Genomic DNA, 12,395 nt, shown 5'->3' with positions numbered 1-12,395 from the left:
TAAATAATTAAAGGAGCACTTAAGATGAAAAAGAACAAATTTTTTAAAGCGATTGCATTGATGTTTATCGGTATTTTCTTAGCAGGCAATTTAGCAGCGGCTTATGCAGGGACTGATTATGTATCAAGCTCAAATAAAACTTACAAACAGTCACTTGTTCAGCCAGTTCAAGATACCCCGAGCATATCAATGACAGGCTCAGATGGTATGTAACAGTAACACTGCATCGTATTAGTTAAATGTATTAGCTAGCGCATCAGTTCACGATGTGCGTAATTTATGCATATTGGTTAAAAGAGGTAAGACAGATTAACAATCGTAAAAAAGGGTAAAGTTTGAAAAACCAACTGAACAAATGTCTGTTCTAAAAATCTTGCGCTATACTTAGGAGCACCGACGCATTGCGTTTGGTTTGTAAAACCGCAAGGAGATATTTCAATGGACAAGATACTCTGTCAACACAATGACAAAATCACAACAATTACGATCAATAATGGTGATAAACGCAATGCTTTTGATAGTGAGATGTCAAAAGCCGTTACACAATTTATTCATGAGGCAAAACGCAAAAAACAGCGTGTGATTGTGCTTAAAGCCAATATTTCTCATGGCATATTTTCAGCAGGGCATGATTTAAATGAGCTGACATCAGTCGATGAGATTACCAATGATCCGATGTTTGAAATGTTTGATGCGATGACGGCATCACCTTTACCTATTATTGCCCAAGTCGAAGGTGCTGTTTATGCAGGTGCTTTACACATGCTGATGGTTTGTGACATGGTTTATGCCACCAATGACAGCAAAGTGATTATTACCGCTAATAAAATGGGCGTGCCTTTCTCATTACGCAATTACCAAAATTGGTTGTCAGTCATGAGTATTCATAAAGCCAAAGAGCTATTTTTTAGCGCTAGTAGCATCGATGCCATGGATGCCTATCATGCAGGAATTTTTAATGCTATTTTTAGTGATAGTGCATCACTTTCAACACGTGTTGATGAGGTCTGTCAGGCAATTATTAGTTGTTGTGCTGAAGGGGTTGCTAATAGTAAATTTCAGCTTAATGTTTTGGCTAATGATGTTACGATTAATTATGATGAAGGCGTCGCTATTGAGGAGTCGAGACATAAGATTTTAAATAGTCCACAATTTACTAAACGTGTCGAAGCACTTATTGCTAAGATTCATCATAAGAAGTAAAAATGAAAAATCAAAAGATTCAAGTAGAGAAAAATGTCACGTGTTTTAGATCGATGTATTAGTATTGGATTTTACTGAAGCAATGGCGAAGATAAGAAAAGAGTTTAAGTAATTTAGAATACTGGGAGTGATTAGACAGAAGTCAGTAAATACCCACTACTTCCAACGCTAGTCGCACCATATCTGTTGTGGTGGTACCTTAAGAAAATCATTGCATATTTTTAAATTGAATATCTAATTGTGGAAAAGGAATATCGATATTATGGACTTTAAAGGCTGCAAAAATCTCGTGTCTGAGGCTGTCTTCTGCTTTGCTTTGCTCAAGCTTATTAACAAAAGCCTTAAGGACAAAAATAAGTGCTGAGTCGCCAAAGTCATTAAATTTCACCGATGGTTTAGGATCATCAAAGACATACTGATTATTCTTAGCAACTTGTAATAGGATATTTTTCACTACTTCAGGATCACTGTTATAACCAACACCAATACTAATGCTAGCGCGACTTAAAGGATTAATGGTTTCATTGCTTAATTTATCATTGATCAGAATACTATTCGGAATGACTAAGGTGTTTTTATCAAATGTTTCGATAATGGTTGTGCGAATATTGATATGTTTAACAAATCCTAAGTCATTACCAGAATGCACCATATCGCCAACCTTAATAGGGCGCTCAATCAGCAGAATAAACCCTGAGAAAAAGTTTTTGATTACATCTTGTAGTGCAAAACCAATACCAATCGATAAACCACTGATGATAAAAGTTAATGCATGTGTGCTAACCCCCATGGCGTAAATAAGAATAACAATCGCAAAAATAAATACCAGATAGTTAAGACATTTATCAAGCGCATATTTTGTACCAATTTCTATGGTTAAATAATGAATAATCAGGCGTTGAATCATCCATTTTATAATCAATAAAGCCACGTAGCAAATGAGAAAAATAGCCAATGCGTTGATAATATGCATAACAGAAAAAATCTGATTGTCACTGATAGGAAAAGGTGTCGTAAAAAGATAAACTATCATCGCATTTAACTCATTGGCTTCAACACCCCATAATAGGGTAATAAGAAGTAGCGCAGACATATAGCTAATAATAATGCCAATGAGCTTTAGCCAGTGGTAGACAACAACCGCATGGGCTTTGGTATGTTTTTTGCGCGGAGTAATACGTTGGAGCTTAAGCGCACTTAATGGTGTTAATAAAAAAGCAATCAAACGTGTTATTTGACTGGCGATATAAATTACCCATAAGGTTTGCAATAACTTATAAAAGCCAATCGATGCCAGATTGCCAAAACCGATAAGCACCATCACAACATATAAGCTATAGAGTATGAGCAGAAAATGTAAGACAAGTAAGCCATAGCGACTTGAATGAAAGTGGTGTGTTTTGGCGTAAATCAAATATAGCTTTATGAGTAATATGAGTTGAACAATACCTAAGATAAGCATGCAAAAAACGCGTGCATAAGTATAGTCAATAAGAAATGGCTCGATATTAAAGCCAAAAGCAATCGGGTTAATATGTTCTATGAAAACAATCATTGAGCTCACAAGGGCTAAAGGGCGAACATACCGATGACTAGATTTATTTTGAGATGAATTAAGATGTAGTAAATTTCTGATGGTGGTACTAAATAATATATAAAAGATCAAGCTCAGTACCAAGGCGTTAATCATTATATTAATAATATTAAGTGGATCTTGATCAATGAAAATAACGCAGTAGATAAGATACAGCAAAGATGCTGGAAAAATACTACGTGCAAATAAGTAGCTAAGCTCGTTAAAATAGGCAGAAAACACGCGCAGATAGATATAATGATAAACATAATGGCGCAGATAAAGGTAAAGTTTAGCTTGCAGTCGCTTACGATAAATCACATTTGCCAGTAGCAATAGTAGCAATAACACACCTAAGATAAGTTGCTCCTTGGTGGGTACAATCAGATGATGTTTCTTGAAATTAGTATTGTTAAAATATGCTTTAAGCTCTTTAAATGACCTTGCAAACGAATGTGGTGAGATCATAAATGGTGTTGATCTCAGCTCTTTAATCTCATTGATTAAACGTTCATGATCGGAGAGTTTCAGCAGTAGATGGTTTGTTGCTTTAATGATTTCTTGTGCTTGTTGTTGTGCCTCTTTGAGTTTATTAATACCACCATGCACACGTTTAAATAGTGCAATACCATGACTCAAATCACGAATAGATTCTGGTTGACTGGTTTCTTCAAAATAAGACAGTTCATGACTTAGTTTATGTCTTTCATTAATCAGTTGGGTTTGATATTGATAGAATTTTTGGAGTACGAAATCTAATTGTTTGGCAAAAAAGGCATATTGTTTTTGGCTAATATCAGGCTCATATATCCGAAGCTTAATATCGTGTAATAGTGTTTGTGTAATGCGTAAATCAGTGTTAAAAGCAGTTAACAAGACGTCGTAATGGGCTGCCATTATCGTTGGCTGATTGTTATCTTTAAGTTGTTGTGCAAATACCATATGTGAGAAACAAATAAATAAAAATACGGCAGTAAGTCCACGATAAAACATACGCCAGAGGCGAAAGCATAGAATATAAGTCAACTGCATGATAAAAGAGCGGTTATTTAAATTCTTTTTTAATTTTGGCGCCATCAGCATCTACCTTAGGTGCTTCTTTTCTTGTGCCGGTCTCCTTATTGGTTGAGAATTTCAATGGACATCCGGGCAGAGCATATTTCCCAGCTTTGACAATCATATCACGCTCTTTAACGACCTTAAGATTAAGGGCTTGATTGACATTATTAATAGGTCCTGCTGGAACACCGACTTTAACAAACTTGTCATACCAGTTAGCGACAGTATCGTTACCAAGCGACTTTTCAAAGGCAGCTTTTATAAGATCGTTATGTGCTAAGCGATCTTTATTGCTCTGGCATTTTGGATCATTTTTAAGTTGATCAAGTCCCATAACGTCACAAGCAGAAGCAAAAAGCTTATCAGTTGCCGCACAAATAACAATATCATCATCTTTACACTTAAAGGTGCTAAAGGGTGAGATATTGGGGTGTTTGTTGCCAATCCGACTGGGGATTTTATGCAACATTTTATCGGAGACGACGTCACTTTCTAAAAATGACAACATCGCATCAAACATGGCAATATCAATTTGACAACCTTTGCCTGTTTTCTCACGCTGATAAAGCGCTGTGGCAATTGCCGAGAAGCAATACACACCAGCAAGCATATCAGAAACTGAGGGACCTGCTTTAATTGGTGGACCATCAGGCTCACCGGTGACACTCATAAAGCCACTCATCGCTTGAATTAACTCATCATAGGCAGGTAGCTGTGACATCGAGCCAGATTGTCCAAAGCCTGAGATAGAGGCGAAAATTACCCGAGGATTAATCTTACAAAGCGCATCATAATCAAGACCAAGCTTAGCCATGGTGCCTGGGCGGAAGTTCTCAACCACAACATCGGCCTGTTTGATAATGTTTTTAACAAGTGCTAGATCATTATGATCTTTAAGATTAACACCAACACTTTCTTTGCCTCGATTAACTGTTTCAAAATACATGGAAATACCATCGATAAAGGGACCGAATTGGCGTGAATCTTCACCAACTTCGGGGCGCTCAAGCTTGATTACTCTGGCACCTAGATCGCACAATAGCATGGTGCAAAACGGTCCTGATAACACATGGGTAAAATCAGCGATTAATAATCCGTCAAATGGTTTCATCACAAACTCCTTGTTTTACTTTTAGCTTTTGACAAGTTTGAGTATAGATAAAAAAAATTGCTTTGCTGATATTTTATATTTTAAATCATGGTAAGTGCTTTTAGATAGATCTGGCGATTGGTTGCCCCATATTAATTTTTCCCATGATATTCGCTTGCCATGCGATTTTATTGTCGGGAAAAAGTGTGATAATCGTTGAACCAAAATTAAATAAACCAATCTCATCACCTTTATTAAAATGTAAGTTTTGATCAGAATAATCAAAGTGTGTCACTTTGCTGTAGTAGTTAGGCGCAACTAACTTGTGCCAAACGGTTTCAATTCCTGCAACAAGCATTGCACCCACAAAAATAACGGCAATTTCACCAATAGCAGTATCAAAGTAACAAATCAGGCGCTCATTCTTGGCGAAGAGCCCATCGATATTTTCCGCGGTTAATTCATTGACTGAAAACAATTTGCCTGGAACATAAGTCATGCGTGTCAGCTTCCCGTCAATTGGCATATGCACACGATGATAATCCGAAGGGGATAAATAAATCACTGAGAAATCCGTATAGTTCTCTTTTGCCGTATCCGCTGTAAGTGCCTTTAATGAAAAATATTTGCCTTTGGCTTGAATTAATTTGCCTTCGGTGATTAAACCTGCTTGGGTGATTTTGCCATCAGCTGGCGAGATAATACTGTTATCATTTGGATCAATAAGGCGCGCTTCAGGTTTTAATTTGCGGGTGAAAAAATCGTTAAAACTAGCATAGCGTGTCGAATCGTCGATTAATGCATTGCTTAATTCAATATCAAAACGTTTCATCGCAAGGTGAATTAATTTATTTTTAATTATAGGGTTTTCACAGTTAGCAAGCTTACCGGCAAGGCGTGATAAACAGGCTTGTGGTAATATTTTTTGAAGCGTTAGAAATAAGGTATCTTTAAACATGCAGTATTAAGCGATATATTTTTGGCTGGCATTGTAAATTATTTTACATCTGCCAGCCACTGATTTATTGTAAGCAGGTTTTTTAAGGTAAATGGGCTTTTTTAAGGGTGAGTTTATGAATATTAGTATTTTTGATTTGTTTTCTATTGGTGTAGGACCGTCATCATCACACACAGTGGGTCCAATGCGTGCAGCCTTTCGATTTTTACAAAAACATCAAGTTGCATTGCAAGAGACTAAGCGCTTTACAATTGAGCTTTTTGGGTCACTAGCATTGACAGGAAAAGGGCACAAAACAGATTATGCATGTATTTTGGGATCTGCAGGTTTTGAGCCACACAGTATTGATATTAATGCAGCTGCACTTTGTTATGATCAGATTATTAAAACCAAAAAGATGAAATTATTGGAATCTTATGAAATTGATTTTGATTATACAGCTGATTTGATATTTCACTATAATGAGGCGCTACCAGAGCATGCCAATGGTATGTTGTTTACGCTATGGGATGCGCAAGGTGAAAAACTTGATACATTGAAGTATTTCTCAGTTGGTGGTGGCTTTATCTTAGATGAGCATGAGATGCATTTACACAATGATCCAGCTCCCGTTGATGCGCACGCCGTACCTTATCCATTTGCAACGGCTAAAGAGTTGTTAGATCTGTGTGAGAAACACCAGATGAGTATAGCCGACTTAATGATGGCCAATGAATGCGCGTTGCGTGATAAGAATGAAGTTGAAGAAGGTGTGTTAGCAATCTGGCAGGTGATGGATGAATCCATTGAAAACGGATTACAAACAGATGGCGAACTTCCAGGGGGGTTATCAGTTAAACGTCGAGCGTATAAACTTAAAACACGTTTGGAAGAATCGCGTTTAGATATCAAGGATCTTAATTGGCTTAATGTTTTTGCCATTGCTGTTAATGAAGAGAATGCCGCCGGTGGCAAGGTGGTTACAGCACCAACCAATGGGGCGGCAGGCGTGATTCCTGCTGTATTAAAACATCATGTGTTAAGCCATCCCTTCACCACAAAAAAAGAGATTATTGATTATTTGTTAACAACGGCGGCTATTGGCATTTTATTTAAAAAGGGTGCTTCAATTTCAGCAGCCGAAGTAGGCTGCCAAGGTGAGGTTGGTGTGGCATGCTCAATGGCGGCAGCGGGGCTTTGTGCACTTCTAGGTGGCAATGTTGAACAAGTCGAAAATGCCGCAGAGATGGGCATGGAGCATAATTTAGGGCTAACCTGTGATCCGATTGGTGGTTTGGTACAAATTCCATGCATTGAGAGAAATGCCATGGGTGCAGTACAAGCAGTCAATGGTGCTAAGCTGTCACTACTAGGCGATGGTGAGCATCATGTAAGCTTAGATCAAGTGATTCAGACGATGAAAGAAACAGGTAAAGACATGTCCACTAAATACAAAGAAACGTCACTTGGTGGCCTAGCCGTGAATTTACCAGCATGTTAGAAATATAGTAATTATGCATAGAATATGGAGGATAAGACTAAATGTTCACCCACAAGTGCTCACCGTACCCTGAGCGTAATTCGAAGCGATGCACTGAGCGTTAGTCGAAGTGTGGTAGCTTTGGAAAATCATACTTCATAAAGGCTTCGATTTACGCTCAGCCAACGCTTATACAATTAAAGTGGGCAGGAATATGGTCATAGTCAATATGGAACGTTAAAATACAAAAAAATTGATACAAGAAGCGTCAATGTCTGCTATACAAAGGGTTTAACTTTGTTTATTCTAACAGTCAATATCTTTGGAGAAAAGTTACACATAGGGAGAATACAATGCAAATACTATCCACGAATGTCTATATTGGACCAAATGTCTATGCCAACTTTCCAGTCATTAGACATGTTATTGACTTGGGTATTTTAGAAGAGTGGCCATCGGCAAAGCTCGGTGCTGATTTTATTGATGCTTTGGTTGAGGCGCTTCCGGGACTGAAAGAACATGGTTGCTCCTATCGTGAGCCAGGTGGTTTTATACGACGCATGCGCGAGGATGAAGGTACATGGATGGGGCATATTTGGGAGCATGTGGCGATTGAGCTTCAGGATGTTGCAGGTAGCAATGTAAGCTTTGGTAAAACGCGTAGTACCGGTGAGCCAAGACAATACAATATGGTGTTTGAGTATAAGCAAAAAGATGTTGGTTTGCAGGCGAGCTTCTTAGCACGTGATTTACTGATTTCTCTTTTACCTCAAGAGCTACAGCAAGTGCTGAATGTCGATCTTAAAGATTTTGATTTTGAAAATGAGAAGATTCGCTTTATTAAGTTTGCCCAAAGCAAAGAGTTTGGTCCAAGTACTGGATCATTGGTGGAAGCCGCGACAAAGCGCGATATTCCATATATTCGATTAAATGACCAATCTTTAGTGCAATTCGGTCATGGCAAATATCAAAAACGTATTCAGGCAACCATTACCGGTGAAACTAAACATATCGCTGTTGAGATATCTTGTGATAAAGAACAAACCAACATCATTTTAAATGGTTTGGGACTCCCTGTACCTAAGCAACGCAGCGTGCGTCACGAAAGTGATGCATTATCCATTGCCCGCCATCTGGGTTATCCATTGGTTGTTAAGCCATTAAACGGTAATCACGGTCGTGGTATAAGCATTAATATTCAAGATGATGAAGGTTTAAAACAAGCATTTGCAGTGGCAAAAGAGCATGGTCGTTGGGTTGTTTTAGAGCAATATATTGAAGGTTTTGATCATCGGATGTTGGTCGTTAATGGTAAATTAGTCGCTGTGGCGAAACGCGTTCCTGGGCATGTTGTTGGCGATGGTGAGCACACGATTGCTGAGCTAATTGATATTGTCAATAAAGACCCAAGGCGCGGTGTCGGGCATGAGAAGGTATTAACGCGTCTTGAACTTGATCATCAAGCATTGACGCTATTAGAAAAAGCCGGGCTAACCTCAGAGAGTGTTTTGCCTATGGGTGAAATTTGCTATTTACGCAAAACAGCGAATCTTTCAACCGGTGGTACGGCGATTGATTTAACCGATGTGGTACATCCAGATAATCGTGAGATGGCAGAGCGCGCAGTTACTGCCATTGGTTTGGATGTTGGTGGAGTTGATTTCCTATCTCCTGATATTACCCAATCTTATCAAGAAATCGGTGGAGGTATTTGTGAGGTTAATGCAGCACCTGGCTTTAGAATGCATGTATCACCAAGTGAAGGTTATCCACGCGATGTCGCAGGTGCAGTGATGGATATGTTATTTCCTGATACAGAGCGTGCGCGTATTCCAATTGCAGCAATTACTGGTACCAATGGAAAAACAACGACAACACGCATGGTTGCCCATATGTGGAAGATCGCTGGTAAATGTGTCGGCTTTACCACAACTGATGGTGTTTATGTCAATGGTAAATTAAGTGTCGCAGGCGATATGACAGGGCCAAAATCAGCACAAATGGTATTGCGTGACCCTAATGTTGATGTGGCTGTGTTTGAAACGGCACGTGGTGGTTTGCTTAGAAGTGGTTTGGGTTATGATTATTGCAATGTCGGTGCTTGCATTAATATCGCTGAGGATCATATGGGACTTAAGGGTATTAATACACTAGAAGAACTAGCAGAAGTGAAACGTATCGTGACTGATGCAGCACGCGATGTTGCTGTATTAAATGCTGATGATCCGCATTGCTTAAAATTATCTGCTTATACACAAGCTGAGCACATTATGTATGTGACGATGAATCCAGAGCACGCATTGGTCAAAGAGCATATTCGTGCAGGGGGCAAGGCCGTTGTTATTGAGAAAGGGGTTAATGGTGACATGATCACCATCTTTGATAATCATATTCACATGCCGGTATTATGGACGCATTTGATTCCTGCAACAATGGAAGGGCGAGCAGTCCACAATGTACAAAATGCCATGTTTGCCGTGGCGATTGCTTATAGTATGAATATGAGCTTAGATGATATTAAAAATGGCCTAAGAACCTTTACAACCTCATTTTATCAAGCACCAGGACGTATGAACTGGTTTGATGAACATCCATTTAAGGTCTTAATGGACTATGGTCATAATCCAGCGGCTGTTTTAGCAATGGGTAAGTTGGTTGAGCAGATTGATACTAAAGGTATCAAAACCTGCGTGATTGCAGCTCCTGGGGATAGACGTGATCAGGATATTGCTAATATTGCTAAGGCGGTAGCACCTTATTTTGATCAGTTTATATGTAAGCAAGATGATGGTTTAAGAGGGCGTAAGTTTGGTGAAATTCCACACAAATTAAAAGAAGCATTGCTAGAAGCTGGAATTTCTGCAAATAGCATTCAGATTATTGAAAGTGAGCAAGAAGCGGTTGATCATGCATTACAACATGCCAATGCAGGTGATCTTTTGGTGGTGTTTGCAGATAATATCAAACGCACGTGGAAGCAGATTATTCATTTTAATAAAGAGGGTGAAACAGTTGATAACACGACAACAAGCAAATCAAATGCAACGATTGAATTAAGCAAAAATCATGGTTTGGCACAAGAGATTGTAGAGATGATGCAAGGTGGTATTATTGCCGATGAGCGTGGTGTGCGCCTTGTTGCTATTGTTGAAGAAGATGCCGATTAAGTAGGTGTAATGATGCATGAAATTCCTGAAGGTTATTCAAGGCGTTTAGTTGGACCTAATTTGTTTTTTAATGAGACGGGTGTTGTGCTTGATATTCCACTTAAGACAAATCAAGAAGTGCTTATTAAACTATGGCAAAAAAACTGTGAACGACTGTTGCCTTTATTTGGTTTCTCTGAGTATAAGCTAGCACATAAGGCGTATAGCGAGGGCTTGCGTTTAGCGTTTACTGCACCGTGTGATATCTTGCTTGCCAGTTGTGATGTTATTGATTACACATGGTACGCGGCATGTTATGAATTCTTAAATAATGACGTTTTGACATTAGATGAATCGCAAAAGGCAAGCTTACTTCAAGCCATTCAAGAAGAGCAAAATCTTGCCTATCGTATACTGCATGCTAATGCCAAATCACATGGTTTAAATATCTTTAGAGAAAAAGATCACGCTTATGTAGGTTCTGGTGTTGGTCGTTATAAATTATCATTATTAACCGATGATTATTTATCGCTACCATGGCAAGATATTTATGATATTCCACAGGTCATTGTTACCGGAACCAATGGCAAAACGACAACAGTGCGTTTGACGAATTTTATCTGTCAACATGCTGGTAAGGTAAGTGGTTATGCTTCAACGGATTGGGTTGCTATTAATGGTGAAATTATTGATCAAGGCGATTATTCAGGACCTACAGGACATCAATTTGTGCTCACCAATCCAAGTGTTGAAGTAGCTGTTTTAGAATCAGCTCGTGGTGGATTGTTAAAACGTGGCTTGATAGAAACACAAGTTTCAGCAGCAACGGTCACCAATGTTTCTTATGATCATATGGGTGAGGATGGTGTTGAAACCTTAAACGATTTGTTTGATGCCAAATGCATTGTTTATCGCGCGTTAGCCAAAGAAAACAGTTTTGCCGTGATCAACATGGATGATGCGCTTTTGCGTGAGTTGGTTAACCAACTAACAAACCCTAAAATTTTAATAAGCCAAACAAAAATTTCACCTCAGGTGTTAAATCAATTAACAATAAATGACCATGCTTGTTATGTTGCTGATGATTGTTTTATCTGGTGGCACCAAGGTAAAGAAAAAACATTAGCTAATGTTAATGATGTGCCGTTAACGATGAATGGTCATGCAAAACATAATATTGAGAACGCTTTACATGCAATAGCTTTGGCTTTTGCATTGGGTATTGCTTTTGAGAAAATAATAGCGGCGTTATGTGCTTATCAAAATACAGAGAAAGAAAATCAAGGGCGCGCTAATATCTACACACTCAAATCAGGTGCAAAAGTGATTATTGATTTTGCGCATAATCCAGCAGGATTTAAGGCAATTTTATCCTTGGCACAAGCGTATCAAACAAAAGACGGTAAGCTGAGTTTGTTGTTTGGCACAACAGGAGACAGAATCAATTTGATTGATGATAGCTCAAAAGTAATTGCTGAGTATAAGCCACATGAGATTGTAATCAAAGAGCTTAAGAAATATTTGCGTGGTGCTAATGAAGGAGAAATTCCCATGAAAATTTCAGCATCACTAGTTCGTTTTGGTCAGGAAAAAGATACAATACGTTTGGTTGAAGATGAGTTGTCTGGGGCAAAGCTGCTATTATCGCAATTGCAACAAGGTGATGTGTGTGTCTTGTGTTGTCATGATCATATTGCTGAAATTGGTGCACTGGTGAAGACATATTGTGATTGACTATTTGATAACTATACGGCTCATAAATCATTTTGTGGTGTTCAATGACAGAAATACTGTAAGATGGTTTGTAGGCGGTATATATTGCTAAATGAAGTTACGCACTTTAGAAAAACTATGACTTTATAAACACCCCGTCAGCCTACGGCTGCCACCCCTCTTGCAAAGAGGGG

At 38.6% G+C, this 12,395-nt stretch carries 8 protein-coding genes; 5 read left to right on the top strand and 3 right to left on the bottom strand.

The window, feature by feature from the left end; genetic code table 11:
* The first annotated feature begins 24 nt into the window (after positions 1-24).
* Positions 25-213: a hypothetical protein gene (locus ACY10D_RS03800; RefSeq protein ID WP_486999446.1), complete on the top strand. Its 189-nt coding sequence runs from the start codon at positions 25-27 to the stop codon at positions 211-213.
* A gap of 225 nt (positions 214-438) precedes the next feature.
* Complete coding sequence (locus tag ACY10D_RS03795; RefSeq protein WP_486999445.1) at positions 439-1,203, top strand: enoyl-CoA hydratase-related protein; 765 nt, start codon at positions 439-441, stop codon at positions 1,201-1,203.
* A 208-nt stretch (positions 1,204-1,411) separates the two neighbouring features.
* Here ACY10D_RS03795 and ACY10D_RS03790 read toward each other — a convergent pair whose 3' ends face one another.
* The 3 genes from ACY10D_RS03790 to asd form a co-directional block, all read right to left on the bottom strand.
* Complete coding sequence (locus tag ACY10D_RS03790; protein WP_486999444.1) at positions 1,412-3,853, bottom strand: mechanosensitive ion channel family protein; 2,442 nt, start codon at positions 3,851-3,853, stop codon at positions 1,412-1,414.
* Positions 3,822-4,946 carry a CaiB/BaiF CoA transferase family protein gene (locus tag ACY10D_RS03785; protein ID WP_486999443.1) on the bottom strand — a complete coding sequence of 375 codons (1,125 nt, stop codon included), beginning with the start codon at positions 4,944-4,946 and terminating at the stop codon, positions 3,822-3,824. The genes ACY10D_RS03790 and ACY10D_RS03785 overlap by 32 nt, the downstream gene beginning before the upstream one ends.
* 100 nt (positions 4,947-5,046) lie before the next feature.
* On the bottom strand, positions 5,047-5,883 hold the full coding sequence (gene asd / locus ACY10D_RS03780; protein WP_486999442.1) for an archaetidylserine decarboxylase: 837 nt from the start codon (positions 5,881-5,883) through the stop codon (positions 5,047-5,049).
* 115 nt (positions 5,884-5,998) lie between these two features.
* Between asd and ACY10D_RS03775 the strand changes: the two genes are divergently transcribed.
* The 3 genes from ACY10D_RS03775 to ACY10D_RS03765 all read left to right on the top strand — a co-directional run bounded on the left by ACY10D_RS03775 (position 5,999) and on the right by ACY10D_RS03765 (position 12,222).
* On the top strand, positions 5,999-7,363 hold the full coding sequence (locus ACY10D_RS03775; RefSeq protein WP_486999441.1) for an L-serine ammonia-lyase: 1,365 nt from the start codon (positions 5,999-6,001) through the stop codon (positions 7,361-7,363).
* Between the two features lie 332 nt (positions 7,364-7,695).
* Positions 7,696-10,509, top strand: coding sequence for a cyanophycin synthetase (gene cphA, locus ACY10D_RS03770; protein ID WP_486999440.1), 2,814 nt, complete (start codon positions 7,696-7,698; stop codon positions 10,507-10,509).
* A 9-nt stretch (positions 10,510-10,518) separates the two neighbouring features.
* Entirely contained in the window at positions 10,519-12,222 is a 1,704-nt protein-coding gene (locus ACY10D_RS03765; protein WP_486999439.1) for a Mur ligase family protein, read from the top strand.
* Positions 12,223-12,395 lie beyond the last annotated feature (173 nt).

The organism is Cysteiniphilum sp. (genome assembly GCF_057495195.1).
The sequence above is the reverse complement of the archived record's forward strand: the minus strand, read 5'-3'. Positions and strand labels throughout refer to the sequence as shown.

Bases quoted from the DNA above. Each gene is read 5' to 3' on its own strand.
- ACY10D_RS03800 (WP_486999446.1), top strand. From the start codon at position 25: ATGAAAAAGAACAAATTTTTTAAAGCGATTGCATTGATGTTTATCGGT.
- ACY10D_RS03795 (WP_486999445.1), top strand. From the start codon at position 439: ATGGACAAGATACTCTGTCAACACAATGACAAAATCACAACAATTACG.
- ACY10D_RS03790 (WP_486999444.1), bottom strand. From the start codon at position 3,853: ATGGCGCCAAAATTAAAAAAGAATTTAAATAACCGCTCTTTTATCATG.
- ACY10D_RS03785 (WP_486999443.1), bottom strand. From the start codon at position 4,946: ATGAAACCATTTGACGGATTATTAATCGCTGATTTTACCCATGTGTTA.
- asd (WP_486999442.1), bottom strand. From the start codon at position 5,883: ATGTTTAAAGATACCTTATTTCTAACGCTTCAAAAAATATTACCACAA.
- ACY10D_RS03775 (WP_486999441.1), top strand. From the start codon at position 5,999: ATGAATATTAGTATTTTTGATTTGTTTTCTATTGGTGTAGGACCGTCA.
- cphA (WP_486999440.1), top strand. From the start codon at position 7,696: ATGCAAATACTATCCACGAATGTCTATATTGGACCAAATGTCTATGCC.
- ACY10D_RS03765 (WP_486999439.1), top strand. From the start codon at position 10,519: ATGATGCATGAAATTCCTGAAGGTTATTCAAGGCGTTTAGTTGGACCT.